The sequence below is a fragment of the Cupriavidus basilensis genome (assembly GCF_000876015.1).
Taxonomy (GTDB): domain Bacteria; phylum Pseudomonadota; class Gammaproteobacteria; order Burkholderiales; family Burkholderiaceae; genus Cupriavidus; species Cupriavidus basilensis_B.
On record NZ_BBQM01000028.1, the window covers coordinates 106,749 to 133,191 of the forward strand.

The 26,443-nt window shown below is 71.5% G+C and carries 21 protein-coding genes; 8 read left to right on the top strand and 13 right to left on the bottom strand.

Annotated elements, in window-relative coordinates; translation table 11 throughout:
• Positions 1–190: 190 nt before the first annotated feature.
• Genes KF708C_RS29700 through KF708C_RS29730 form a run of 7 tightly spaced genes read right to left on the bottom strand, consistent with a single transcriptional unit; the run spans position 191 to position 8,817 of the window.
• Positions 191–1,201: a response regulator gene (locus KF708C_RS29700; RefSeq protein ID WP_059415070.1), complete on the bottom strand. Its 1,011-nt coding sequence runs from the start codon at positions 1,199–1,201 to the stop codon at positions 191–193.
• Positions 1,202–1,225: 24 nt separating this feature from the next.
• Positions 1,226–2,254: a chemotaxis response regulator protein-glutamate methylesterase gene (locus KF708C_RS29705; protein ID WP_059415073.1), complete on the bottom strand. Its 1,029-nt coding sequence runs from the start codon at positions 2,252–2,254 to the stop codon at positions 1,226–1,228.
• Entirely contained in the window at positions 2,251–4,626 is a 2,376-nt protein-coding gene (locus KF708C_RS29710) for a hybrid sensor histidine kinase/response regulator (protein WP_059415075.1), read from the bottom strand. Before KF708C_RS29710 ends, KF708C_RS29705 begins: the two co-directional genes overlap by 4 nt.
• Entirely contained in the window at positions 4,623–5,372 is a 750-nt protein-coding gene (locus tag KF708C_RS29715) for a chemotaxis protein CheW (RefSeq protein WP_231586633.1), read from the bottom strand. Before KF708C_RS29715 ends, KF708C_RS29710 begins: the two co-directional genes overlap by 4 nt.
• Entirely contained in the window at positions 5,365–6,699 is a 1,335-nt protein-coding gene (locus tag KF708C_RS29720) for a CheR family methyltransferase (RefSeq protein ID WP_059415078.1), read from the bottom strand. The genes KF708C_RS29715 and KF708C_RS29720 overlap by 8 nt, the downstream gene beginning before the upstream one ends.
• Positions 6,696–7,160 carry a chemotaxis protein CheW gene (locus KF708C_RS29725; RefSeq protein WP_059415081.1) on the bottom strand — a complete coding sequence of 155 codons (465 nt, stop codon included), beginning with the start codon at positions 7,158–7,160 and terminating at the stop codon, positions 6,696–6,698. Before KF708C_RS29725 ends, KF708C_RS29720 begins: the two co-directional genes overlap by 4 nt.
• Before the next feature lie 25 nt (positions 7,161–7,185).
• Positions 7,186–8,817, bottom strand: a complete 1,632-nt coding sequence (locus KF708C_RS29730; protein WP_059415083.1) for a methyl-accepting chemotaxis protein — start codon at positions 8,815–8,817, stop codon at positions 7,186–7,188.
• A 367-nt stretch (positions 8,818–9,184) separates the two neighbouring features.
• Between KF708C_RS29730 and KF708C_RS29735 the strand changes: the two genes are divergently transcribed.
• Both KF708C_RS29735 and KF708C_RS29740 read left to right on the top strand, forming a co-directional pair.
• Positions 9,185–10,501, top strand: coding sequence for a putative bifunctional diguanylate cyclase/phosphodiesterase (locus KF708C_RS29735; protein WP_059415085.1), 1,317 nt, complete (start codon positions 9,185–9,187; stop codon positions 10,499–10,501).
• Between the two features lie 296 nt (positions 10,502–10,797).
• Entirely contained in the window at positions 10,798–13,260 is a 2,463-nt protein-coding gene (locus KF708C_RS29740) for a DUF6600 domain-containing protein (protein WP_059415087.1), read from the top strand.
• 80 nt (positions 13,261–13,340) lie between these two features.
• Here KF708C_RS29740 and KF708C_RS29745 read toward each other — a convergent pair whose 3' ends face one another.
• The 5 genes from KF708C_RS29745 to KF708C_RS29765 all read right to left on the bottom strand — a co-directional run bounded on the left by KF708C_RS29745 (position 13,341) and on the right by KF708C_RS29765 (position 17,968).
• Positions 13,341–14,513, bottom strand: coding sequence for an ABC transporter substrate-binding protein (locus KF708C_RS29745; RefSeq protein WP_059415089.1), 1,173 nt, complete (start codon positions 14,511–14,513; stop codon positions 13,341–13,343).
• A 101-nt stretch (positions 14,514–14,614) separates the two neighbouring features.
• A complete protein-coding gene (locus KF708C_RS29750) occupies positions 14,615–15,322 on the bottom strand; it encodes an ABC transporter ATP-binding protein (RefSeq protein WP_020204047.1) in 708 nt (235 codons plus the stop codon).
• A complete protein-coding gene (locus KF708C_RS29755) occupies positions 15,309–16,073 on the bottom strand; it encodes an ABC transporter ATP-binding protein (RefSeq protein WP_059415091.1) in 765 nt (254 codons plus the stop codon). Before KF708C_RS29755 ends, KF708C_RS29750 begins: the two co-directional genes overlap by 14 nt.
• Positions 16,066–17,097: a branched-chain amino acid ABC transporter permease gene (locus KF708C_RS29760; protein WP_059415094.1), complete on the bottom strand. Its 1,032-nt coding sequence runs from the start codon at positions 17,095–17,097 to the stop codon at positions 16,066–16,068. Before KF708C_RS29760 ends, KF708C_RS29755 begins: the two co-directional genes overlap by 8 nt.
• A gap of 10 nt (positions 17,098–17,107) precedes the next feature.
• Complete coding sequence (locus tag KF708C_RS29765; protein ID WP_020204044.1) at positions 17,108–17,968, bottom strand: branched-chain amino acid ABC transporter permease; 861 nt, start codon at positions 17,966–17,968, stop codon at positions 17,108–17,110.
• A gap of 476 nt (positions 17,969–18,444) precedes the next feature.
• On the opposite strand from KF708C_RS29765, the gene KF708C_RS29770 reads away from it, so the two are divergent.
• From KF708C_RS29770 to KF708C_RS29780, 3 genes are all read left to right on the top strand, one after another.
• Positions 18,445–19,344 carry an IclR family transcriptional regulator gene (locus KF708C_RS29770; RefSeq protein ID WP_059415099.1) on the top strand — a complete coding sequence of 300 codons (900 nt, stop codon included), beginning with the start codon at positions 18,445–18,447 and terminating at the stop codon, positions 19,342–19,344.
• Between the two features lie 105 nt (positions 19,345–19,449).
• Positions 19,450–20,262, top strand: a complete 813-nt coding sequence (locus KF708C_RS29775; RefSeq protein WP_059415106.1) for an SDR family oxidoreductase — start codon at positions 19,450–19,452, stop codon at positions 20,260–20,262.
• A gap of 89 nt (positions 20,263–20,351) precedes the next feature.
• A complete protein-coding gene (locus tag KF708C_RS29780) occupies positions 20,352–21,329 on the top strand; it encodes a Bug family tripartite tricarboxylate transporter substrate binding protein (RefSeq protein WP_020204041.1) in 978 nt (325 codons plus the stop codon).
• 195 nt (positions 21,330–21,524) lie between these two features.
• Here KF708C_RS29780 and KF708C_RS29785 read toward each other — a convergent pair whose 3' ends face one another.
• Positions 21,525–22,919, bottom strand: coding sequence for an MFS transporter (locus tag KF708C_RS29785; RefSeq protein ID WP_059415197.1), 1,395 nt, complete (start codon positions 22,917–22,919; stop codon positions 21,525–21,527).
• Between the two features lie 191 nt (positions 22,920–23,110).
• Here KF708C_RS29785 and KF708C_RS29790 point away from each other — a divergent pair, with 191 nt between their 5' ends.
• From KF708C_RS29790 to KF708C_RS29800, 3 genes are all read left to right on the top strand, one after another.
• Positions 23,111–23,635, top strand: coding sequence for a hypothetical protein (locus KF708C_RS29790; protein WP_059415107.1), 525 nt, complete (start codon positions 23,111–23,113; stop codon positions 23,633–23,635).
• A 33-nt stretch (positions 23,636–23,668) separates the two neighbouring features.
• Positions 23,669–24,136 carry a nickel-responsive transcriptional regulator NikR gene (gene nikR / locus KF708C_RS29795; protein ID WP_020204038.1) on the top strand — a complete coding sequence of 156 codons (468 nt, stop codon included), beginning with the start codon at positions 23,669–23,671 and terminating at the stop codon, positions 24,134–24,136.
• A 94-nt stretch (positions 24,137–24,230) separates the two neighbouring features.
• A complete protein-coding gene (locus tag KF708C_RS29800) occupies positions 24,231–26,414 on the top strand; it encodes a TonB-dependent receptor (RefSeq protein ID WP_082080098.1) in 2,184 nt (727 codons plus the stop codon).
• Positions 26,415–26,443: the final 29 nt, after the last annotated feature.

Sequence of the window (26,443 nt, forward strand, 5' to 3'; positions counted from 1 at the left end):
ATAGCCAGCGCGCGCGGGCCGGCACATTGGCGAGGCTCCGAAACGCTTGTCGGACGATTCCCACAGGACGCGGCCGCCATGTATGGCGGGCGGCGCGAAGGGAGCCGCGGGAGGGGGGAGGAAGCAGGGGAAGAAGGAGGAGACGGCGGCGCGCGCCGCGGTCGGCGGCGCACGCCCACGGGCGCGGCGCTCAGGCGGTCATGACGACCTGGTTGCGGCCGTTGCGCTTGGCTTGGTAGAGCCCGGCGTCGGCGATCTCGATCAGGCGGCTGAACGGCTCGTCCTGGCCCGGCACGATGGCGGTGCCGCCGATGCTGACCGTCACGCAGGGCCCGACCTGGGAGCCGCTGTGCGGCACCTGCATGGACTCGATGGCACGGCGGACCTTCTCGGCCAGCAGGCGCGCGCCGCCGGGCGAGGTGGCGGGCAGGATCATGGCGAACTCCTCGCCGCCGAAGCGCGCGGGCAGGTCGGCCGGGCGCGTGCAGTTCTCGCGGATCACGCCGGCCACGCGGCGCAGCACCTCGTCGCCGGCCACGTGGCCGTAGGTGTCGTTGTAGGCCTTGAACGAATCCACGTCGATCATCAGCAGCGCGAGCTGGCTCTGCTCGCGCGCCGCGCGCCGCCATTCGGCGCCGAGGTATTCGTCGAAGTAGCGCCGGTTGGACAGGCCCGTGAGGCCGTCCGAGTTGGTCAGCCGCTGCAGCTCCAGGTTGGTCTCCAGCAGCTGCTGCTGGCTCTGGCGCAGCGCGCGGTAGGCCTCGTCGCGCTGCTGCAGGTTGATGTAGGAGCGCGAGTGATAGCGGATGCGCGCCACCAGCTCGATGGTGTCGGGCAGCTTGACCAGGTAGTCGTTGGCGCCGGCGGCGAAGGCCGCGCTCTTCATGATCGGCTCTTCCTTGGTGGACAGCACGATGATGGGGATGTCGCGCGTGGCCGGGTTGGCGCGGTAGCGGCGCACCAGCGTCAGGCCGTCGATGCCGGGCATCACCAGGTCCTGCAGGATCACCGTGGGCCGCGTGCGCTCGGCCACCGCGACGGCCTCGTCGGGCTTGGAGCAGTAGTGGAAGTCGATGTCCTTCTCGGGCTCGAGCTCGCGCCGCACCGCTTCGCCGATCATGGCCTGGTCGTCCACCAGCAGCACCATCGCCAGGTATTCCTCCGGGCGCTGTGCGTAGTTGCGTTCTATCTGTATCGACATTGTGTTCCTCTTGCTGCCGGTTCCCTACCGCTGGTTGGCATTGGTGCTGGTGCCGCAGGCCCGTGCGATGCGCGCGGCGATCTGCGGCAACGGCAGGATCTCGCTGGCCGCGCCGATGGCGGCGGCGGCTTTCGGCATGCCATAGACGGCGCTCGTGGCCTGGTCCTGGGCGATGGTCAGGTAGCCACGCTCGCGCATGGCCTTGAGGCCCAGCGCGCCGTCGCGGCCCATGCCGGTGAGCAGCACGCCCACCGCATCGCCGCGCCAGTGCCGGGCCACGCTTTCGAAGAAGACGTCGATCGACGGCCGGTAGAGGTAGTCGCTCGGCTCTTCGGTGTAGGCCATGCGCGCCGGCCCGAGCAGGCGCAGGTGGTCGTTGGTGCCGGCCAGCAGCACGGTGCCGGGCTGCGGCGCCTCGCCCTCGCGGGCCAGCCGCACGGGCAGCTTGCATTGCGCGTCGAGCCACTGCGCCATGCCTGCGGCGAAGGCTTCGTCGACGTGCTGGACGGCGATCACGGCGGCGTTGAAGCCGGGCGGCAGCGCGCCCAGCAGCGTGGCCAGCGCGGCCGGGCCGCCGGCCGAGGCGCCCAGCGCCACCAGCCATTCGGCGCGGGCCTTGCGCGCGGGCGGCGCCGGCGCGCGCGCGGGCACGCCGCGGCCTTCGATCAGGCGGCCGATGTTGCGGATCTTGCGCAGCAGCGGCCCGCTGGCCAGTTGCGAGTCGGGCTGCGCCAGCGAGGGCGTGTCGACCGCGTCGATGGCGCCGTGGCCCATCGCGTCGAACACCTGGCTGGCGTTGCGGCCCAGGTCCATCGTCACCACCACGATGGCGCACGGGCTCGCGGCCATGATGCGGCGGGTGGCCTCGACGCCGTCCATCACCGGCATCAGCAGGTCCATCAGGATCAGGTCGGGGGTGCGCGCGGCGGCCAGGTGCACGGCGCTCTCGCCGTTCTCGGCCACCCACGTGACTTCCAGCTCGGGGTCCAGCGCGAGCACGCGCCGCAGGGCGACCACGGCCAGCGGTGAATCGTTGACGATGCCGATCTTCATGCGCGCGCCTCCCCAATCAGGTCCTGTACCGCGTCGAGCAGCGCGGCGTCCTGGAAGCTGCCCTTGGCCAAGTAGTAGTCCGCGCCGGCCTGCAGGCCGCGCTGGCGGTCCTGCTCCCGGTCCTTGTACGACACCACCATCACCGGCACCTGCTGCAGGCGCGCCTCGCGCTTGATGCGCGTCACCAGCTCGATGCCGTCCATGCGCGGCATGTCGATGTCGGTGATGACCAGGTCGAAGCTCTCCGCGCGCAGCACGTTCCAGGCGTCCATGCCGTCCACCGCCACCGCGACCTCGTAGCCGCGGTTGGCCAGCAGCTTGCGCTCGAGCTCGCGCACCGTGAGCGAATCGTCCACCACCAGCACGCGCTTGCGGCGCACCGGCGCGGCTTCCGCGCCGCCGCGCCGGATGCGGTCGATCTTGCCTTCGGAGAGCAGCTTCTCCACCGAGCGGATCATGTCCTCGGCGTCGAAGATCAGCACCGGCGTGCCGTCCTCGGTGATGCTGCCGGCGGCGATGTCCTTGATCTTGCCGAGGCTGGCCGCGAGCGGCTGCACCACCAGTATGCGCTCGCCGAGCAGGCGGTCCACCGCCACGCCGTAGGTGCGCTCGTGGTCGCCCAGCACCACCACCGGCACGGTGTCCTCGTCGAGGCGGGCCTCGGCCTGCTGCAGCACCTGGGCCGCGCTGACCAGGCCCACGTGGCGCTCGCCGAAGCGGAAATGCTGGTGGTTCTCCAGCTGCTCGATCGCGCCGCGCTCCAGGCGCAGCACCTGCATCACGTAGGCCAGCGGGAAGGCGTAGGCCTCGCCCGAGACTTCCACCAGCAGCGCGCGCACCACCGACAGCGTGAGCGGCAGCTCCAGGTGGAACTGCATGCCGCGCCCGCTTTCCTGCACCAGGCGGATGCTGCCGCGCACCTGGCGGATCATGTCCTGCACGGCGTCCAGCCCGACGCCGCGCCCGGACACCTCGCTGACGGTCTCGCGCAGGCTGAAGCCGGGCAGCAGCAGGAAGTCGAGCAGCTCCGCCTGCGACAGGCGGGCGACGGTCTCGGCGGGCGCCAGGCTGCGCCGCACGATGGCCTGGCGCAGGGCGTCGAGGTCCACCCCCGCGCCGTCGTCGGCGATCACGATCACCAGCCGGCCGGCGTTGTGGCGCGCGTTGAGCGTGATGCGGCCCTCGGCGGGCTTGCCGGCGGCGCGGCGCGCCTCGGGCGTCTCGATGCCGTGGTCCACGGCGTTGCGCAGCAGGTGCGCCAGCGGCGCCTCGAGCTGCTCGAGGATGTCGCGGTCCACCTTGGTGCTCTCGCCGACCAGTTCGAGATGCACGGACTTGCCGAGCGCGCGCCCGAGGTCGCGCACCATGCGCGAGTAGCCGGCCAGGCCGTCGGCCAGCGGCCGCATGCGGCTGGCCAGCGCGCGGTCGTAGAGCTGGCGCGACAGGCGGCCGGTGCGGTGGTCGTACTGCTCCAGCTCGCTGGTGCGCTGCGAGAGCTGCCGGTGGCTCTCGGCCAGCAGCTGCTGCGCGTCCGCCAGCCGCGCCTGCGCGGTGCCGTCGGCGGTGCCGCCGCCGGCCAGCGCCACCTGCGCGGCATCGAGCGCCTGCAGCGCGCGCATCTGCAGGCGGCGCGTCTGCTGCAGCGCGTTGCCGAACGGCTTGAGCCAGTTGGCCTCGATCATGGCCGCGCCGGACAGCGCGAGCAGCTGGTCGAGCGTGTCGGCGCTCACGCGCAGCATGCGCTCCTGCGCCTCGGGCAGGCCGCTGGGCTCGCCTGGCCGGGGCTCCGCGGCCCGTGCCGGTTCCGCGGGCGCGATCATGGGCGCAATCACGGGCGCAATCGGGGGCTCGGGCGCGGCATCCGGCCCGGCCTGCGGCGTGGCCGGCGTGGCTTGCGGCGTGACTTGCGCTGGTGCCGGCGGCGCGGCCGGGGCCGGCGCCCACGGCGCGTCGTCGACCGCCTTGCCGGCCAGCAGCGCGCCCAGGCGCGTCACCAGCGCGTCGATCTCGTCCTTGCCGGCGTGGCCGGCCCAGTCGAGGTCGCCGTCGGGCGGGTTGCCCAGCCGCAGCAGCAGGTCGGTGCCGTGCAGCAGGGTGTCGATGTGCACGGGCCGCAGCGCCAGTTCGCCGCGCTGGGCGGCGACCAGGCAGTCTTCCATCACGTGGGCCACGCGCACGCCGCCGTCGAGGCCGACGATACGCGCCGCGCCCTTGAGCGAATGGGCGGCGCGCATGCAGGCCTCGAGCTGGTCGGCGGCGGCCGGGTTGCGCTCCAGCGCGAGCAGGCCGGCGTTGAGGACTTCCGCCTGCGACTGCGCCTCGAGCGCGAACAGCTCGAGCAGGGAAGCGTCGCGCAACTGGTCCGGATTCATGCCAGGCTCCGCGTCAGGGCCTGCTGCAGCAGGCCGGCGTCGAGCAGGCCGACGCTGCGCCCGCCGCTTTGCAGCAGCGCGCGCGCATAGCGCGCGGAGGCGCGCGACAGCGTGGTCGGCAGCGCCTGCAGCGCGGATTCGGCCACGCGCTCGATGCCCGTGACCTCGTCGACCGGCAGCGCGATGGCGCCGCGGCCCTGGCCCAGCACCAGCAGGCGGGCGCCGCGCCCGGCGCCGCCGGCCACGCCATTGGCCGCGCCGGCGTTCGCCGGCGGGTCCTGGCCGAGCAGCCGCGCCAGCGAGATGCACACCAGCAGGTTGCCGCGCACGCTGGCCAGGCCCAGCACGGCGGCGTGGCGGCGGTGCGGCAGCGTGTGCACCGGGCATGGCGCGGTGACTTCGGCCAGCGCGGCGGCCGGCAGCGCCAGCCATTCCTCGCCGACGCGGAACACCAGGCAGGACACGGCGGGGCCGCGCGCGGCGCCGTCGGCGGGCGTGGCCTCGTCGGGCAGGCCGGCTTCGCCGGCGGGCAGGTTGTCGAGCAGCTCCAGCGCCGCGCGCGAGTAGGCCGGGCAGTTGCGGCAGCGGATGTATACGGCGAGCTGCGGGCAACTGCTGTCGCCGAGCACGCCGATGCGGCGCCAGCAGTTGTCGATGACGATGCGCGCCGCGCCGGCCGGCAGGCCGTGGCCCGGCGGCGGCGATGCGGTCAATGCGGGCGAGGCGGTCGAAGCAGGCTCAGTCATGGCGGCTCGGCTGGTTGCGCTGGGCGCGCTGCCTCAGGCGGGCGGCCGCCGCGCTGTCGCCGTCGGCTTCGAGAATGGCGGCCATGTGATAAAGCGACTCCTGGTGGGCCGGGTCGAGGTAGAGCGCGCGGCGGTACGCTTCGCGCGCCTCGGCGGGCCGGCTGGTGGCATCGTGCAGCACGCCCAGCAGGCAGTAGCCGGCGGCGGATGGCGGCTGCGCGTCGAGGTGCGCCAGGCAGGCCGAGACCGCCGCGGCGAGGTCGCCGCGGTCGGCGAGCCGGGAGATCCGGGCCAGCGCGTCGGCGCCGGCGTCCGCCGCCGGGGCATGCGGCTGCGGCGGCGCCGATGCCGCCGGCCGCGGCGCGGCGGGCGCGCGGCGCGGCGGCTGGGCCGGCGGCGGCGCATGCGGGCGGCGCGGCGTCGGCGCGGCGGCCCATGCCGCATGCGGCGCGTGCCGGGCGGGCGGCGTGTGTGTCGCGTGCGGCGCATGTGGCGCATGTGGCGCGCCCGCCTCGCGCGGGCCGCGCCGGGTGAAGGCGAAGGCGAGCGGCACGCCGGCCGAGACGAAGCCGTGCCGGGTCAGCAGGCTGGCCTCGGCCGGCCCCACGAACAGCGTGGCGTCGGGCCGGCTCAGCCGCTCCAGCGCGCGCAGCGAGCGCTGCTGCGTGGGCGGGTCGAAATAGATCAGCAGGTTGCGGCAGAACACGAAATGGTAGGGGGCTTCGGCCGCCATCAGGGCCGGGTCGAGCAGGTTGCCGCGCAGCAGCCGCACCTTGGCCAGCACATTGGGCTTGAGCGCGTAGCCGCCCGGCGCGGCGGTGAAATGCCGGTCGCGGAAGTCGAGCTGCCCGCCGCGGAACGAGTTGCTGCCGTAGTGGCCCAGGCGCGCGCGTTCGAGCGCGCGCGCGCTGATGTCGATGGCGTCGACCTGGAAGCGCTGCTCCGGCACGCCGGCGTCGAGCAGCGCCATCACGATCGAGTAGGGCTCCTCGCCGGTCGAGCACGGCACGCTGAGGATGCGCAGCGGCCCCTCGCCGGCATGCCCGCGGGCGTCGCCGAACACGCGCATGGCGGCGAAGCGGCCGAGCGCCATCAGCGCCTCGCGGTGGCGGAAGAACCAGGTCTCGGGCACCACCACCGCCTCGATCAGCGCCTGGAGCTCGTCCGGGTGCGAGTGCAGCAGGTTCCAGTAGGCATGGTGGTCGGGCGCGGCGGACGTGGCCAGGCGCTCGCGCACCGCGCGCTCGATCATGCCGGTGCCCACCGTGCTGGCGTCCAGGCCGATGCGCTCCTTGAGCAGCGCCTCGATGTGGCTGGCCGTGGTCATGACGCCGCCCCGGGGAACAGGCGGGCGTGCACGTCATCGGGCAGCAGCGCGCCGATCCTGACCCACTGCACCAGCCCCTGCGGGCCGTTGCGCACGGGGCCCAGGTAGCGCGCCGGCGCGGCGTCCAGGCCGCTGTCGGCGAACTCGGCGGGCTCGCAGCGCAAGGTCTCGGTGGCGTATTCGAGGCGCAGGCCGAGCAGACGCGCCGGCGCGTCCGCGTGGCGGCGGTAGCGCACCAGCACCGTGCGCGTGCTGGTGCGGCTGGCCGCCGGGATGCCGGTGGCCAGCGCGTTGACGTCGATCACGGGCACCACCTCGCCGCGGCGCGCCAGCAGCCCGCTGACCCATGGCGGCGCCTCGGGCAGCTGCTTGAGCCGGGTCAGCGGCAGCACTTCCTCGATTTCGCTGGCGTCGAGCGCGTAGTGGTCGGGGCCGATGCGGAACAGCAGGAAGAGTTTCATGGCAGATGGCCGGCGCCCGCGCGCCTCAGACCTTGAAGCGCGACACGCCGGCGCGCAGGTCGTTGGCCACCAGCGTCAGCTCGTCGATGGCCTGGCTCGACTGGCGCAGCGACTCCACGGTCTGCTGGGCCGCCTCGGAGAGCTGCATCAGCGCCTGGTTGATCTGCTCGGCGCCGCCGGCCTGGGCCTGCATGCCCTCGTTGACCATCTGCACGCGCGGCGCCAGCGTCTGCACCTGGCCGATGATCTGCGAAAGCTGGTCGCCCACCTGCGTCACCTCGGACATGCCGCGCCGCACTTCCTCGGCGAACTTGTCCATGCCCATCACGCCGGCGGCCACCGCGGACTGGATCTCGCGCACCATCTGCTCGATGTCGTAGGTGGCCACGGCGGTCTGGTCGGCCAGGCGGCGGATCTCGGTGGCCACCACCGAGAAGCCGCGGCCGTACTCGCCGGCCTTCTCGGCCTCGATGGCGGCGTTGAGCGAAAGCAGGTTGGTCTGGTCGGCCACCTTGGCGATGGTCGTGACCACCTGGTTGATGTTGCCGGCCTTTTCGTTCAGGGTGGCCAGCTTGGCGTTGACCGAGCCGGCGGCCTCCATCACGTGATGCATGGTCGTCTCCATGCGCGACAGGCTGACCTGGCCGGTGCCGGCCAGCCCGGCGGTCTGCTCGGCGGCGCTGGAGACCTCGATCATGGTGCGCACCAGGTCGCGCGAGGTGGCGGAGATCTCGCGCGAGGTGGCGCCGATCTCGGTGGTGGTGGCCGCGGTCTCGGTGGCGGTGGCCTGCTGCTGGCGCGCGGTGGCGGCGATCTCGTTGACCGAGGTGGTGACCTGGATGGCCGAGCGCTGGGCCTGCCCGACCAGCCCGGTCAGCTCGCCGGTCATCTGGTTGAAGCCCTGCTCGATCTCCAGGAATTCGTCCTTGCGGCGGAGCGACAGGCGCTGGCGCAGGTCGCCGCCGCGCATGCCGGCCAGCAGCTGCACGATCGAGCGCATCGGCACGGTGATCGAGCGGAACAGCAGGTAGCCGGCCACCAGCGACCCCGCCAGGGCGGCGATCAGCGAGATCTCGATGCTGATCTTGGCGGTCTCGACCGCGCTGTTGATGGTGGTGGCGCCCTCGGCGGCGACCTTGTCGTTGTCGTCGAGCAGGGTCTGCAGGGCGGCCCGGCCTTCGTTCCAGGCGGCATGGACGGGGCCGCTCAGGCGGGCCTCCATCGCGGCCGCCTCCGTGGCGCGGGCGGCGAACACCGGCGCCGACAGCTCGTCGTACTGGCGGCGGATCACCTTGTACCTGTCGAAGCGCTGGCGGTCGTCGGCGCGGCGGATCGAATTGGCGTAGCGCTGCTCGAGCTCGTCGAGGCGCGTGCGCAGGGCCGCGTTGGCCTCGTCGTACTGGCGGCGCTCCGCTTCGCTGGTGGCGGTGACGCTCTGCCACGCCAGCACGTAGCGCTCGCCCCACGCGCCGCGCATGGCGGTGCTGGCGTACAGCCCCGGCAGCGCGTCGTCGCGCATCGCGGTGGCGTGGGCCTCGATGGCCGACAGGCGGCCGTAGGCGACCACGAAGGTCAGCAAAATGACCGCCAGGATCATGGCAAAGCTGGCCAGGATGCGCGTGCGGATGGTCCAGAGGGTCGCGGAGCTTTTTCCCATTTGATGTTTTTTGTATTTTCTTTGCCGGAAGGGCGGCGGGCAGCGTCAGGGCGGGTGGCACCGGCGCGCATGGCGCGAATCAGCAGGTCTGGCGGGTCATGAGATGAGAGCGGGCACTAACGGAGCAGGTGCCGGGGTGGCACGGGGTGGCACGCGGGGAGGCACGCCTTTGCCGGCGTAGGGTACTGGAAGGGTGCGGCCATTTCAATGGCGCCAGCGGGGGGTAGCGTTTTGCGATTATGCTATTTGTCGTCCCGCAACATATCGCAATATCATGGTTTGACGCGGCTTGATTTTTTCCTGGTTTTAGTCACACTTGCCAAATAGACAGATCGGACCGATGTCGACAATCACGAACAGGGCAGGGATGGTGGCCAGGTCAGAGGCGAAGGCCGGCGCCTCGCCGAGCGCGGACATCGATCCGTTGACCGGCGTAGCCGCGCGCCAGGCATTCTTGAATACGCTGGAAGACCGCCTGCGCACGGAGGCTGCCCCCCGCTGCGCGCTTTTGCTGCTCGGCATCGACGATTTCCGCGCCTTCAACGACATGCACGGCCATGCCGAGGGCGACGAGATCCTGCGCCGGGTGGCCCGCCGCCTGCGCGACGCCTCGCCGCGCGACGCCGTGCTCGGGCGGGTCGGCGGCGACGAGTTCGCCGTGCTGCTGCCGTCCATCGCCGATCCCACCCTGGTGCGCCACGTCAGCGCCGCCATCCTGTCCCTGCAGTCCGAACCCCACGAGTACGGCAACCGCCGCCACCACGTGCTGGCCAGCCTGGGCGCCTGCGTGATGCCGGGCGGCGGCGACAACGCCTCCGACGCGCTGGCCTCGGCCAGCCTGGCGCTGGGCCGGGCCAAGCGTGACGGCGGGCGCACCATCCGCTTCTTCAAGCCGCAGATGCGCACCGACGTGACCACCCGCCTGTCGCTGGTGCAGGCGCTGCGCGACGCCTACGCGCAACGCCAGTTCGAACTCCTGTACCAGCCGCAGATCGACCTGCGCGACGGCCGCGTGGTCGGCGCCGAGGCCCTGATGCGCTGGCGCCATCCCACCCAGGGCCTGCTCACGCCGGCCAGCTTCATCGACGCGCTGGCCGCCAGCAGCGTGGCGGCCGACGTCGGCGTGTGGCTGCTCCATACCGCCTGCGCGCAGGCGCGCATGTGGTCGCTGGAGTTCGCCGACGCGCCGCGCGTGGCCATCAACCTGTTCGCCGCGCAACTGAGCGAAAGCCGCCTGCTGACCGAGGTGCGCCACGTGCTGCGCGAGCTGGCGCTGGCGCCCGAGCGGCTGGAGCTGGAGATCACCGAGACCATCGCGCTGCAGCAGGGCGACGAGTTCTCCGGCCAGCTGCAGACGCTGCGCCGCGACGGCGTGACCCTGACCTGCGACGACTTCGGCACCGGCTATGCGTCGCTGAGCTTCCTCAAGACCTTCCCGGTCGACCGCATCAAGATCGACCAGTCCTTCATCCGCAACGTCACCCAGAGCCCGGTCGACGCGGCCATCGTGCGCGCCGTGGTCAACGTGGGCACCACGCTCGGCATCGGCGTGGTGGCCGAGGGCGTGGAAACCGTGGAGCAGCGCGACTTCCTGCGCGACAACGGCTGCCACGAGGTGCAGGGCTACCTGTACGGCCGCCCGATGTCGGCCGACAAGTTCACCGAGTTCCTGCAGGCGCGCTGAACCGGCGCCGGACCGCGCCGCGTCCCGTCCCGTCCTTTCTCCCCTCCCGTTCGCCTGCCCCGCCACCCTGCGATAATTTGTTTCCGGCTTTGTCCGGCCGCCGCCCGTCCCGGCGGCGCCGGTCCGCTCCCCGCGCCCGCCGCCGGGCCGCGCGCGCGGCGCGTTGGCCGCCGCGGGGAAATATGTGCTTACAAAGTCAGATGCGCCGCGCCGGCCGGCTGCCGCCAGGCGCAGTATCGTGACAACAGGGACAGCCGGCACCGGCCCGCCGCCCTTCGCATCGACGAGGTAATTCCATGTTTCCTGCCCGCAGGCTTGGCCCCGGCGCCCGGGCCCTGCTCCTGGCCATCGGTATCGCTTGCGCCACCTGGCTGGCGCCGGCGCTGGCGCAGTCCGCCGATCCCTCCGACCGTATCGCCACCATCACCGACGCCGCCGGCAGCCTGAGCCTGGCGCCCGCCGGCTCCGACGACTGGGCCCAGGCCGCGCTCAACCGGCCGATCACCACCGGCGACCGCCTGTGGGTCGACAACGGCGGGCGCGCCGAGCTGCATGCCGGCTCCACCGCGATCCGGCTCGGCGGCGCCACCGCGGCGACGGTGCTCAACCTCGACGACAGCGCCACCCAGGTCAAGCTGACCCAGGGCACGCTGCAACTGCGGGTGCGCGCGCTGCCGCCCGACCAGCCGGTCGAGATCGACACGCCCAACCTCGCCTTCGTGCCGCGCGAGCCCGGCGACTACCGCCTCGACGTGGCCGCCGACGGCAGCGCCACCGTGGTCACGATGCACCACGGCTCGGCCGTGGTGTACGGCGAGAGCCGCTCGCGCGAGATGCGCCGCGGCGAGCAGATCCGCTTCGCCGGCAGCGACCTGGCCGAGGCCGGCACCGCCTTCAATCCGCCCGAGGACGAGTTCGACCGCTGGACCACGGCGCGCGACGCGCGCGAGGATGCTTCGCCCTCGGCCATGTACGTGCCGCCCGAGATGACCGGCTACGCCGCGCTGGACGGCTACGGCGACTGGCAGGAAGACCCTGGCTACGGCGCGGTGTGGTTCCCGCGCGTGGTGGCGGCCGACTGGGCACCGTACAGCACCGGCTCGTGGGCCTGGGTGGCGCCGTGGGGCTGGACCTGGTGCGACGAGGCGCCGTGGGGCTTCGCGCCGTTCCACTATGGCCGCTGGGCCCGCATCGGCAGCCGCTGGGGCTGGATGCCGGGGCCGCGCGCGGTGCGCCCGGTGTACGCGCCCGCGCTGGTGGGCTTCGTCGGCGGCGGCCGCGGCGGCCCCGGCGTGGCCTGGTATCCGCTCGGCCCGCATGAAAGCTACCGGCCGGCCTACGGCGCCAGCGCCGCCTACCTCGGCCGCGTCAACCGCTTCACCGTCAACCGCGAGTTCGCCAACGACCGCGCGCGCGGCGCCTATGCCAACCGCGACGTGCCGGGCGCCATCACCGGCATGCCGGCGCGCGCCTTCGTGCAGGGCCAGCGCGTGCCGCCCGGCGCCCGCCACGAGGCCTGGCGTGACCTGCCGCGCGGCGAGGCCAACGGCGCGCCGCCGCTGGCGCCGGTCAAGGCCAGCCTGCTGGGTGCCCGCCCGGGCCGGCCGGCGCCGCCGGCGGTCGTGCAGGGCTTCGCCCGTCCCGCCATCGCGGTGCGCGCGCCCGGCCGCCCCGCCGGCGACGAGCTGGCGCAGCGCCTTGCGCGCGGCGGCGGCACCGTGCCCGGCGCGGGCCCGGCCTGGCGCGGCGGCAACGCCCAGCCCGCCGGCCCGGCCGCGGCCGGCGGCCAGGTCCGGCTGAGCCAGGCCGCGCCGGCCTGGCGCGGGCGCGGCGAAGGCGGCCAGGCCAACCCCGCCAACCCCGCCAACCCCGCCTTCAATCCGCAACGCACCGAAGGCGGCCCGCGCGGCGCCATGCCGCAGGGCTTCGTGGGCGCGGCCCCCGGCGGCCAGCCGCCGGCGCCGGGCGGCGACCCGCGCGCGCGCGGCTGGACGACCCGCCCCGACCAGGCGCGCGAGCAACAGGCCATGCAGCAACAGCAGGCCATCCGGCAGCAGCAGGACATGCAGCGCGAGCAACTGGATCGCCAGCGCGGCGACCAGTTCCATGCCCAGCAGGCGCTCCAGCAACAGCAGGACATGCAGCGCCAGCAACAGGCGCGCCAGTTCGGCGACCAGCAGCGCGCGCAGCAGGCGCTCCAGCAACAGCAGGACATGCAGCGCCAGCAGCAGGCGCGCCAGTTCGGCGATCAGCAGCGCGCGCAGCAGGCGATCCAGCAACAGCAGGAAATGCAGCGCCAGCAGCAGGCGCGCCAGCTCGGCGACCAGCAGCGCGCGCAACAGGCGCTCCAGCAACAGCAGGAGATGCAGCGCCAGCAGCAGGCCCGCCAGCTCGGCGACCAGCAGCGCGCGCAGCAGGCGCTTCAGCAACAGCAGGAGATGCAGCGCCAGCAACTGGAACGCCAGCGCGGCGAGCAGCAGCGCGCCCAGCAGGCCTTGCAGCAACAGCAGGCCATGCAGCGGCAGCAGCAGGAAACGCAGCGCCAGCAGATGGAGCAGCAGCGCATGCAGATGCGCCAGCAGCAGGAGCGCCAGGTCCAGGAGCAGCAGCGCCAGCAGCAGGTGATGGAGCGCCAGCAGCAAGAGCAGATGCAGCGGCAGCAGCAGGAAATGCAACGCCAGCAGCAGAACATGCAGCGCCAGCAACAGGAGCAGCAGCGCCGCCAGCAGGAGCTGCAGCGCCAGCAGCAGCACACCTAGGCGCCGTCGCCGGGTGACCGGACGTGGGAGACACGAAGCGCGCGCTGGCCGCCGGCCGGCGCGCGCGGTCCGGCGCAGCGTTACTTGGCCAGTTCCGACAGCCGCACCTGGGCGATCTTGCCGCCCTGCACCCAGCCCACCACGGTATCGGCCACGGTGCCGCCCCTGGCGTCGATGCTCTCGATCTCGTTGGGGTTGGCGTCCCTGGCCAGCGTCTTCACCGCTTCCGGCATCCTGGCCCGGATCGCGGCCACGTCGCTGGTGGTGCCGGCCAGCTTCATCGCATTGGCCAGCACGTACACCATCGTGTAGTTGAGCGACATCTCGGTGGTGGCGTCGCGCCCCTCGTGCAGCTTCTTGTACTTGGCGTTGTAGGTCTGCGCGGCCGGGCGGCTGTCGTTGGCCAGCGGCATCACGCCGATCGCGCCTTCGAGCATGCCCAGGCCGCCCGTGACCTTGGCCATCTCGTCGAGCTTGGCCTGGTCCATCACGATGAAGCCGCCCTTGAAGCCCAGCTCGCGCGCCTGCTTGACCACCAGCGCGGTCGGCTCGGACGGGCCGCCCACGAACATCACGTCGGGTTTGTCGGCCAGCACGCGCGACACGCCGCTGTAGAAGTCGGTGGCCTTGGTGTAGGACATCGGGTTGTTGGCCACCACCTTGCCGCCCGCGCCTTCCCATGCCGGCACGAAGGCCTGCACCCAGGCCTTGGCGTAGTCGTGGTCGGCCGGCGCCAGCGCCACGTTCTTGCCGTAGCGCTTCATCTGCGCCTTGACGAACGGCTCGATGTAGCCGGTATAGGCCGGCGGGATGCGGATGGTCAGCTTGTTGCCCGCATCGGTGATGCGCGGCACGCTGGAGTACGCCATCACCAGGAATTTCTCCTGCTCGTTGAACGCCTGCAGCGCGAAGATGCCGCCCGAGTGCGGCACGAACACGGCCGGCGTCTTGTACTGCTGCACCAGCCGGCGCGCGTTGATGGCGGCCTCGGCCGGCGCGTACTTGTCGTCGAGCGCGGTCACTTCCAGCTTGACCTTCTTGCCCTTGACCTCCAGGCCGGCGGCGTTGATCTCGTCCACCGCCATCTGGATGCCGGACAGCACGTTCTTGCCGTACAGCGCGGCGCCGCCCGACAGCGGCCCGGTGTAGCCCAGCTTGACCACCTCCTGGGCGAAGGCGGCGCCCGATGCCAGCAGCGCGGCCACGGCGGTGGCGGCAAGCGGGAAGAAGCGGCGGATCGTCTTGGTTTGCATCTGGCTGTCTCCTGTTGTGTTGGTACTGCCTGTTGTTGTTCTTGTTTTCTTCCCTCTCCCGCAAGCGGGCGAGGGAAGAAAACATGCAACACGCGGCGGCGTCAGCCCCCGATATACGCCCGCCTGACCCCCTCGTCCCCGAGCAGCGCGTCGCGGTCGCCCTCCATCACGATGCGCCCGCTCTCGATCACGTAGGCGCGGTGCGCGATGCCCAGCGCCGCGTAGGCGTTCTGCTCGGCCAGCAGCACCGTGGTGCCGGCGCGGTTGATGCGCTGGATCACCTCGAACATCTGCTTGACCACCAGCGGCGCCAGCCCCAGCGACGGCTCGTCGAGCAGCAGCGCGCGCGGGCGGCTCATCAGCGCGCGGCCGAGCGCCACCATCTGCTGCTGGCCGCCCGAGAGCGAGCCGGCGGGGTCGTCCTTCTTCTGCCGCAGGATCGGGAACATCTCGAACACCTCTTCCAGCGAGCGCCGGATGCCGGCCGTGTCGCGCCGGTGCACGTAGGCGCCCAGCGTCAGGTTCTTCTGCACGCTCATGGCCGGGAACAGCTTGCGTCCCTCGGGGCAGTGCACCAGCCCGGCCTGCACGATCTGCGACGGCTTCATGCCGGACAGCTCGCGGCCGTCGAAGCGCATGGTGCCGCCGCTGGCGCGGTGGATGCCGCTCATGGCCAGGAAGATCGAGCTCTTGCCGGCGCCGTTGGCGCCGAGCAGCACCACCAGCTCGCCGGCGCCGGCGTGCAGCGTGATGTTGTCCAGCGCGCGGAAGCTGCCGTAGGACAGCGAGACGCGTTCAAGCTGCAACATGGTCGGCTCCCAGGTAGGCTTCGATGACGTGCGGGTCCTGCTGGATCTGCGCCGGCGTGCCCTCGGCGATCTTCTCGCCGTAGTTGAGCACCATGATCTTGTCGGCCAGCCGCATGATCATGTCCATCTTGTGCTCGATCAGGCAGACCGTCTTGCCGTGGCCGACCATCTTGCGGATCAGCCCGGCCAGGCCCACGGTCTCTTCCGGGTTGACGCCGCCAGCCGGCTCGTCGAGCAGCAGCAGCTCGGCGCCGGTGGCCAGCGCCAGCGCGAAGGCCACGCGCTTGCGCTCTTCCTGCGTGATGTCCGCGGCGACCTCGTGCGCGAGGTGCGCAAGGCCGACGAACTCCAGCGCTTCCTCGGCCTTGTCGCGGCACAGGCGCTCTTCCTCGCGCAGCCGGCGCGTGTTGAACAGCACGTCGGCCAGGCCCGAGTGCGTGCGCAGGCGGTGGCCCACGATCAGGTTGTCGAGCACCGTGGCGCGGTCGAACAGATGCGTGGCCTGGAACGTGCGCGCCACGCCCAGGCGCGCGATCTGGTCGGCGCGCAGGCCGGCCACGTCCCGGCCCTTGAGCCGGATCTGCCCGGAGGTGGGCGCGTGCGTGCCGGCGATCAGGTTGAAGAAGGTGGTCTTGCCGGCGCCGTTGGGGCCGATGATGGCGTTGATGTGGCCGGTCTCGAACGTGACCGAGACCTCGTTCACCGCGGTCAGGCCGCCGAACTTGCGGGTCAGGTTGCGGATCTCAAGCATGGTCGGCTCCTGCGTTGGCTGCGGTTGTGCTGGCCGGCGTGGCGGCCGGCGCGCGGTCCTTGCCGCCGCGCCGCGCGGCGGCGGCGCGGCGCGCCTGGCGCTTGAGCCACGAACCGACGATGCCATCCGGCACGAAGATGATGAGCAGCACCAGCACCGGCCCGAACACCAGCATGCGGTAGTCCTGCAGGAACTGCAGCGTCTGCGTGACCCACGGCACCAGCACCGCGCCCAGCAGCGGCCCGAGCAGCGTGCCGGTGCCGCCCACCAGCATCGCCATCACCATGTCGAAGGTCAGGTCGGTGCGCGCGATGTCGGGACCGAGAAAGCGCACCTGGCCCGCGTACAGCGCGCCGGCGAAACCCGCGTAGCCCACCGACAGCACGAAGGACAGCACCTTGGTGCGCATCAGGTTGATGCCCAGCGCCTCGGCCAGCGCGTCGCTGTTGCGCACGGCCATGAAGCTGCGGCCCAGCAGCGAGGTGACGATGCGGTGCATGAGGAAGGTGCCCGCCGCCAGGAAGAACAGCACCAGGTAGTACTGTGCCTGCACGTTGTCGAACGCGAGCGGGCCCACCGCGGCCGGCACCGGAATGCCGATCAGGCCCACCGTGCCGTGCGTGAGGCTTTCCCACTTTTCGATCAGCAGGTAGATGATGTAGCCGATGCACAGCGTGAAGATCGAGAAGTAATGGCCCTTGAGGCGCAGCGACACCACGCCGACGAAGTAGCCCACCGCCATGCACACCACGCCCGACAGCGCGAACGCCCACCAGAACGGCACCTGGTGGTCCACCGTGAGGATGCCCAGCGTGTACGCGCCGATCGCCATGAAGCCGCCGTGCGCGAGGTTGAGCTGGCCGGTATAGCCGGTGATCAGGTTCAGCCCGAGCGTAGCGATGGCGTAGATGAAGGCCAGCGTCATCACCGTCAGGTAGTAGCTGTTGGGCGTGATGAGCGGAAACGCGACGGCGAGCGCCAGCAGCAGCGCCCAGCCGGTCTTGCCTTGCAGTGTCTTGGTCATGCTGCGCTCCTCAGGCGGTCTTGCCGGCAAACAGGCCCTGCGGCCGGACCGACAGGATGGCCACCAGCAGCACGAAGGCGATGATGTCCTTGTAGTCGGTGGAGACGTAGAAGCCGCCGAAGCTCTCCGCCATGCCGATGATCAGCCCGCCCACGATGGCGCCCGGGATGCTGCCCATGCCGCCGAGGATGATGATGACGAAGGCCTTGGTGATGACCAGGTTGCCCATGCTCGGGTAGACCAGGTTGATCGGCGCGTACAGCGTGGCGGCGATGGCCGCCAGCGCGCCCGAGATGGCGAACACCAGCAGCGTGACGCGCGTGGCGTCGATGCCGACCAGCGCGGCGCCCTCGCGGTTCTGCGCCATCGCCACGATGGTCGAGCCGGTCACGGTGCGCGTGAGGAACAGGTGCAGCAGCACCATCAGGCCGAACGCGGCGGCGATAATGAGCAGGCGCTGCGCCGGCGCGGTCAGGCCGAACAGCTCCACCATCTGGCCGTAGGGCGTGGGCATGCGCAGGAAGTCCGCGCCCCACAGCGCCTGCGCGCCGGCTTCGAGGAACAGCATGATGCCGATGGCGGCGATCATGTCGTGCAGCTCCGGCGCGTTGCGCAGCGGATGGAACACCAGGCGCTCGGCCAGCATCGATAGCGCTGCCACCGCGAGCGCCGCCGCGCCCATCGCCAGCCAGTAGTTCAGGCCGAGCGCGGCCATCATGTAGTACGAGACGTAGGCGCCGGCCATGTAGAACGCGCCGTGCGCGAAATTGGGCACGTGCAGGATGCCGTAGACCAGCGTCAGGCCCAGCGCCACCAGGCTGTACACGCCGCCCAGCGTGAGGCCGTTCAGGACTTGTTGGAGAAACAACATCTCGGCTTACCTCTTTGCGGATCACGAACGAAGACACGCAATCCGCGGCGCGGATGGCGTGGAACGTGCGGCGCCGCGCGAAGGCGGCGCCGCTCATGAGGCGAGGGCGGGATCAGCCGGGCGGTGACGCGGCTTGGCGGGTCGTGCGGTGCATGTTCTGTCTCCTGTGCAATGCCTGTGCAGTGCGGATTGGCGGGGCGAGGGCGATGCCTCGCTGCCGGTGTCGTCGGCCGGTGAAAGCGCGATGCGTTTGCATGCATATGCACTTTCCAGCACGATCGTTCGTTTTCATTGACTGTTGCATACGGCCTGAGGCACAGTCAAGGAATACGGAATAGTCTTCCGCACAGCGAAATAGCCGGCGCAACCCGTTTTCTTCGGCATGCCGGCGCGGTGCGGAATGCGTCCTCCCGCGGCCCGCGGTCCGCAGTTCACGGCCCGCGGTTTGCAGCCCGTCTCCAGCGTCGCCGCCATCCATGAAGCGCACCTCGTCGATCCCGCTGTCGCCCGTGTCCGTGCCCGTGCCGGCATCCGTGCCCGCGTCCGTGCCCGACGCCGATGCCGATACGCTGCCGCCGTGCGCCGGCGCGCTCGCTGACGCCGCGCGCGACGACCGCAACTTCGTCACCGCGCTGGCGCGCGGACTGGACCTGCTGCGCGCGTTCGGCCCGCACGACGACTACCTCGGCAACGCCGAGCTCGCGCGGCGCGCGGGCATTCCGCGCCCGACCGTCTCGCGCCTGACCTACACGCTCACCAGCCTGGGCTACCTGATCTATTCCGAATCGCTCGAGAAATACCGTCTCGGGCAGGGCGCGATGGTGCTCGGCCAGCGCTACCTCGCCGGCTCGCGCATCCGCGAGATCGCGCGGCCGCTGATGCAGTCGCTCGCGTTCGCCACCGACTGCACCGTGGCGCTGGCCACCGCCGACCGCCACGAGATGGTCTACCTCGAGGTCTGCCAGCCGCGCGGCGCGCTGGTGATGCGGCTGGCGCCGGGCTCGCGCCTGCCCACCGCCACCTCCGCCATCGGCCGCGCGTGGCTGGCCGGGCTGGAAGCGCCGCGGCGCGCCGCCGCCATCGCCGATCTCGAACAGTTCTACGGCAGCCGCTGGGCGCCGCTGCGCGCCAAGCTAGAGCGCGCGCTGCGCGACTACGGCCGGCGCGGCTTCTGCGTGGCGCACGCGGAATGGGACCGCACCGTGAGCGGCGCGGCCGCGCCGGTGGTGCTCGAAGGCGGCGCCGAAGTGCTGGCCATCAACATCGGCGGCGCGGCCACGCGGCTCGCGCCCGAGATCCTCGACGGCAATCTCGGCCCGCGCATCCGCGAACTCGCCGACGCGCTGCAGGGGCGCCTGTGGCAGGGGCACGGATAAGCGGATAACGGGCATCATCGCGCATCGACGCGGCCCGGCGGACATGCGCCGCAAGGGCCAGACATCCAGCAGGCAATACAGACAAAGAAAACAAAGGAGACAACGATGGACATCCGCAACAAGACCGTGATCGTGACGGGCGCCGCCACCGGCATCGGGCGCGCGCTGGCGCTGGCCTTCGCCGCCGGCGGCGCGCGCGGCGTGGCGGTGGCCGACCTCGACGAGGCCGGCGCGCGCACGGTGGCCGCGGAGCTGGCGCAGGCCAGTCCCGCCTGCCAGGTCTTCGCGCAGCGCACCGACGTGGCCGATGCCGCCGCGGTGCAGGCGCTGGCCGACGCCGCCACCGAGCGCTTCGGCCAGGTCGACGTGTTCTGCTCCAACGCCGGCATCATCCTGCGCAAGGGCCTCGACGCCAGCGCGCAGGAATGGCAGCGCATCTGGGAGATCAACGTGATGGCCCACATCCACGCCGCGCGCGCGGTGCTGCCGCAGATGCTGGCGCGCGGCGAGGGCTATTTCGTCAACACCGTGTCGGCCGCCGGGCTGCTGTCGCAGATCGGCTCGGCGCCCTACGCCGTGACCAAGCACGCGGCCATCGGCTTCGCCGAATGGCTGTCGATCACCTACGGCGAGCGCGGCATCAAGGTAAGCTGCATCTGCCCGCAGGGCGTGCAGACCAACATGCTGTTCGGCGAGGACGGCTCGCGCAAGGGCTTCCTGCAGGCCGGCTCGGTCACGCCGGAGCACGTGGCGCAGGTCACGCTCGCCGGCGTGAAGGACGAGCGCTTCCTGATCCTGCCGCACCCCGAAGTGCTGGAGTACTACCAGCGCAAGGGCCAGGACTACGACCGCTGGCTCAAGGGAATGCGCCGCCTGCACGATAAAGTGATGGCGGAGTTCGGCGGCAGCGTGGTGTAAGCAGTGAGCAAGGCCGCGCGCCGCGCGGCACCCGCAGCATCGGCAGTACCGGTATTACCCAAAAAGCAAAAAAACACCTGGAGACAACCATGCGCAGCAAACCTCTCGCGGCGGCCATGCTGGCCGCCTGCACCGCCTTGTCCGTCCTGTCGGCGCCGCCGGCGCGCGCGGACACCTATCCGTCCAAGCCGATCCGGCTCGTGGTCGGCTTTCCCAGCGGTGGCGCGCCGGACATCCTGGCGCGCATCTTCTCGGAGAAGATCTCGCTGGGCCAGCCGGTGGTGGTCGACAACAAGCCCGGCGCCGGCGGCAACATCGGCGCCGAGGCCGTGGCCCACGCCGCGCCCGACGGCTACACGCTGGCGATGGGCACGGTGGGCACGCACTCGATCAACGGCGCGCTCTACGCGCACATGCCATACGACATGGTCAAGGACTTCACGCCGGTGATCCTGGTCGCGTCCACGCCCAACGTGCTGGTGGTCAACCCTTCCGTGCCGGCCAGGAACGTGCAGGAACTGATCGCGCTGGCCAAGGCCAAGCCGGGCGGCCTCACCTTCGGCACGCCGGGCGTCGGCACCTCGCTGCACGTGGCGGGCGAGCTGTTCAACTCGATGGCGGGCGTCAAGATCACGCACGTGCCGTACAAGGGCCGCGCGATGGCCATCCCCGACCTGCTCGGCGGCCACATCACGATGATGTTCGACAACCTGCCGTCGGCGCTGCCGGTGGTCAAGGAAGGCAAGCTGCGCGCGCTCGGCGTGACCAGCGCCAAGCGCACCGCCTCGGCGCCGGACATCCCCACGCTGGCCGAGCAGGGCCTGCCCGGCTTCGAGGCCGATTCGTGGTTCGCCATCTTCGCGCCGGCCAACACGCCCAAGGACGTGATCGCCAGGCTCAACGCCGAGCTCAACCGCATCTACACGCTGCCCGATGTGCAGGCCAAGCTCAAGACGCTGGGCCTGGACCCGGTGCTCGGCACGCCGGAGAAGCTGGCCAGCTACCAGCGCAGCGAGATCGCGAAGTGGGCCAAGGTGGTGAAGGAGTCGGGCGCGAAGGCGGAGTAGCGCGAGCCTTCCGGCATTCGGCGCCCGGCGCGGGTGCCGGCTTCCCGTGTTCGCCTGCCGCGTCAGCCGACATGGGGAGGCGGCCGCGCCATCGCTGGCTATCCCTGACGTTGCCGCGGACATTGGGCGCCGTGTCCGGGCGTGCTGGCGACGCCGGCGAACTTCCCCGGCGGCGCCGCGCCACGCGCCCTTCGCTCAGATGTCCGCCTCGGCCGCGCCCTGCGCCTGCGAGCCGCTGCCGCTGCCGCTGCGCAGCCGGCTGAAGCTCACCACCGCGCCCGCCGCGGCCACCGCGGCCGCGACGAACAGCGCCAGCCGGGCCGCGCCGGACGGCTCGATGCTGAACAGCAGCGCGACGATGGCGGTGCCGGTGGTCTGCCCGAGCAGCCGCGTGGTTGCCTGCGCGCCGCTGGCGCCGCCGCTGCGCGCGGGCGGCGTGGCGCCGATCATGGCGCGGTTGTTGGGCGACTGGAACAGGCCGAAGCCGAGCCCGCACATCGCCATGCGCCAGCCGATGCCGAAGCTCGACGCCTCCGGGCCGAGCATGGCCAGGCCGACCAGCCCGCTGCCGAGCAGCGCCAGGCCGATGCCGGCCAGGATGCTGGCCGGATAGCGGTCCGACAGCCGGCCCGACAGCGGCGCCATGACCGCCACCATCAGCGGCCACGGCGTGATCAGCAGGCCGGTTTCGTGCAGCGAGCGGCCAAGCTGGTATTCCAGGTAGAACGGCAGCGCCACGAAGGACAGCATCTGCGCCATGAACGAGCAGAACGAGGTGCCCACCGCCAGCGTGAAGGCGCGGCTGCGGAACAGGTCCACCGGCACCAGCGGCGCGGGCTTGCCGCGCTGCATGCGCACCAGCCACCAGCCCAGCAGCGCCGCCGCCGCCAGCCCGGCGGCCGCGGCGGCGCGCAGGCCGGCGTGCCCGGCGGCGTCCACGCTGAGGATGAACAGCGCGAACACCACCGTCGACAGCAGCGCGCTGCGGTAGTCGAAGCCGTGCGGCTGCGGCGGCGTGGCCGGCAGTGCGCTGCGCGCCAGCAGCAGCGCGAACACCGCGACCGGCACGTTGATGGCGAACAGCCATTGCCAGCTTGCCACCGACAGGATCAGCGCGCCCACCGACGGCCCCACGGCGATGGTGATGCCGACCACCAGCGCGTTGAGGCCGATGCCGCGGCCGAGCTTGGTGGGCGGGTAGATGAAGCGCACCAGCGCCGTGTTCACGCTCATGATGCCGGCGCCGCCGATGCCCTGCAGCACGCGCGCGGCCACCAGCACCGGCAGCGTGGGCGAGAGCGCGCACAGCAGCGAGCCGAGCAGGAAGATCGCCAGCCCGGTGCGGTACACGCGCTTGTAGCCGAGGATGTCGCCCAGCGAGGACAGCGGCAGCAGGCACACCGTGACGGTGAGCTGGTAGGCGTTGACCACCCAGATGGTGCTGCTCGGGTCGGAGGCGAGCTTGCGCGAGATCGACGGCAGCGCGATGTTGGCGATCGAGCCGTCGAGCACGGCCATGATGAGGCCGCAGAACACGGTGAGGATGGCCCAGGTGCGTTGGGGACGGGGTAGGCCTTGGTGTGGCTGCATGGAGGCGAGGAAGAGAACCGGCGAGGACAGCGCCGCGCGGCGTGCGCGGCCGCGCAATTATCGTCTGCCGCGGCGGTGTCCGCAAATGGCGGCTTCACGGCAGGCCCGCACGCCATGCCGGCCGATGATCTATATTGCAGGCTGGCGCGGCGCCCCGGGCCGCCGCGCCGGCCCGGACCTGAAGCGAAACCATGAAGACTACCTCACGATATCTCGGCGGCTGGCTGCTGTGCGCGGCCGCCGCCATGCTGCCGGCCTGCACGCTGCTGCAGCCGGTGGAAACGGCGCAGAAGATGATCGGCGCGCCCGAAGACGCGGTCAAGACCACCTTCGGCAACCCGACCGACGTCTACCACCTGGCCGACGGCACGACCCGCTGGATCTACTCGCGGCAGCCGCTCGGCTACCAGGCCTACGCGGCCGATTTCGACGCCGCCGGCAAGCTGACCAGCTTCCGCCAGATGCTGACCAACGCGGAAATCTACAAGGCCCGCGTCGACGTCTGGACCCAGCGCGACGTGGAAGAGCATTTCGGCAAGCCGCGCGAGCCGGTGCAGTATTTCCCGCTGATGCGGCGCCTGGTGTGGTCCTACCGCTTCCGCCAGGACGGCATGCTGCCCTCGCTGTTCAACTGCTACTTCGACGACCAGGGCGTGCTGCGCCAGGTGCAGATCACGCTCGACCCGCTCGGCGGCGACAGCAGCCGCTCGAAGTAGGCGCGCATCCCGTCCGGCCTTCTCGCTCCCATCATGGAACGCTTCACCATTTCGCTGGACAACCAGCTTGCCGAGGAATTCGACCGGCTGATCGCCGAGCGCGGCTACGACAACCGCTCCGAGGCGGTGCGCGACATCCTGCGCAGCCACCTCGACCGCTGGCGCGAGGCCTGCGATGCCGACGGCCCCTGCGTGGCCAACCTGTCCTACGTCTACAACCACCACGAGCGCGAGCTGGCCGAGCGGCTCACGCGCATCCAGCACGCCCATCACAGCCTCACGGTCTCGACCATGCATGCCCACCTCGACAGCGACAACTGCATCGAGACGGTGATCCTGAAAGGCCCGGCCAGCGCCGTGCGGCAGCTTGCCGACGCCATCGGCAGCGAGCGCGGCGTGCGCCAGGCGACGCTGAACGTGGTCATGGCCGAGGCCGACGACTTCCACTCGCACTCCCACCCGCATCCGCATCCCGATCCGCATCCTCACCCGCACGAGTGAAAGACGCCGGGCATCCGCACCGTGATGGTGCTTGCCCGATGGTATGAAGTTTGCTAAAAACTTCATACATTTTCATATTGCAAAAAAAATAACGATGCGGGACTACCTCCGGCGCCTGCCGCGCTTCCCGGACCCGGCGGGCGCGCCCGCCATTGCCGGCCTGCCGCGCGCGTTGCGCCGCCGGCCGCTGCGGCTGGCGCTGTGGGCCGCGGCAAGCTGCGGCGCGGGGCTGCACGGCGTCGCCGGCGCGGGTGGCCTGCAGCAGGCCGGGCCCGATGCGCAGTTGCAGGCGGTGACGGTCCGCGGCGCGCCGGCCGAAGCGCTGGCCGGCGACAGCGCCAGCGAGGGCTACGTCACGCGCGAGCAGCTCGAGACCCGGCCGCTGCTGCGGCCCGGCGAACTGCTCGAGACCGTGCCGGGCCTGATCGTCACGCAGCACAGCGGCGACGGCAAGGCCAACCAGTATTTCCTGCGCGGCTTCAATCTGGACCACGGCACCGACCTCGCCACCACGGTGGCCGGCATGCCGGTCAACATGCGCACCCACGCGCATGGCCAGGGTTATACCGACCTCAATTTCGTCATCCCCGAGCTGGTCGGCGGCATCGCCTACAAGAAGGGCACCTACCATGCCGAGGAGGGCGATTTCTCCGCCGCCGGCGCGGTGCGCATGGACTACGCGCCGAGCCTGCCGCGGGGCATCGCCCAGGGCGAGATCGGCCAGCACGGCTACCGCCGCGGGCTGCTGGCCGACTCGCTCCAGGCGGGGCCCGGCACGCTGCTGTACGGGCTGGAATGGATGGGCGAGAACGGGCCGTGGGTGCTGCCCGAGGGCGTGCACAAGCTCAACGGCGTGCTGCGCTACAGCCTGCCGCTGGGCGGCGGCGAGCGCGTGGCAGTCACGGCGATGGCCTACAAGAACCGCTGGCAGTCCACCGACCAGGTGCCGCAGCGCGCCATCGACCAGGGTTTGATCTCGCGCTTCGGCTACATCGACCCGAGCGACGGCGGCGCGTCGTCGCGCTACAGCCTGTCGGCGGACTGGCAGCGGCCGCTGCCGGACGGGCTGGTCAAGGCCAATGCCTACGTCATCAAGAGCCGCCTGCAACTGTTCTCCGACTTCACCTACGCGCTCGACAACCCCGGGCGCGGCGACCAGTTCGAGCAGTTCGAGAACCGCGTGACCACCGGCGCCAATGCCGCGCGCACGTGGTTCGGCAAGCTGGCCGGGCGCGACGCGGAGACCGAGCTCGGCACGCAACTGCGCTACGACCGGCTCGACCCCATCGCGCTCTACGGCACCGAGGCGCGGCAGGTCTACAAGCAGGTGCGCAGCGACCGCGTCAACGAGACCAGCGCCGCGCTCTATGCGCGCAACGCCGTGCAGTGGCTGCCGTGGCTGCGCACCGTGGCCGGCCTGCGCGCGGACCAGTTCTGGTACGGCGTGGCCAGCGACAACCCGGCCAACTCCGGCAATGGCGGCGACCACATCGTCAGCCCCAAGCTGGGCCTGGTGCTGTCGCCGGGCGCGCATACCGACGTGTTCCTCAACTGGGGCCGCGGCTATCACAGCAACGACGTGCGCGGCGCCACCACCACGGTGGACCCGGCCAGCGGCGCGCCCGCGCGGAAGGTCAGCGTGCTGGTGCCGGCCACCGGCTACGAGCTGGGCGTGCGCAGCGCCGACGTGCTGCCGGGCCTGCAGTTGTCGGCCTCGCTGTGGCGGCTCGACATCGGCTCCGAGCTGGTGTTCTCGGGCGACAGCGGCACCACCGAGCCGAGCCGGCCGAGCCGCCGCACCGGCGTCGAGCTGGCGGCGTACTACGTGCCGGCGCCGGGCATCATCGTCGATGCCGACGCGGCCTTCTCCCGCGCGCGCTACCGCGACCACGACAGCGTGGGCGACGACATTCCCGAAGCGATCCAGGCCACCGCGTCGATGGGCGCGTCGGCCGAGCGCGGGCGCTGGTCGTTCGGCGCGCGCATGCGCTACTTCGGCTCGCGCCCGCTGGTCGAGGACGACAGCGTGCGCTCGGCGTCGTCGTTCCTGGTCAACCTCAAGCTCGGCTACCGCGTGCTGAAGAACGTGCGGGTCTTCGCCGAAGTGCTGAACGCGCTGGGCCGGCGCGCCAACGATATCGATTATTACTACGCCTCGCTGCTCAAGGGCGAGGCCTCGCCGCCCGGCGCCGGCGGCGCGCCCGCGGGCATCGACGACCACCATGTCCATCCGGCCGAGCCGCGCACCCTGCGCATTGGCGCGACCTGGAATTTTTGACGGGTTTCCGGGCATTTTTGCGATGTTGG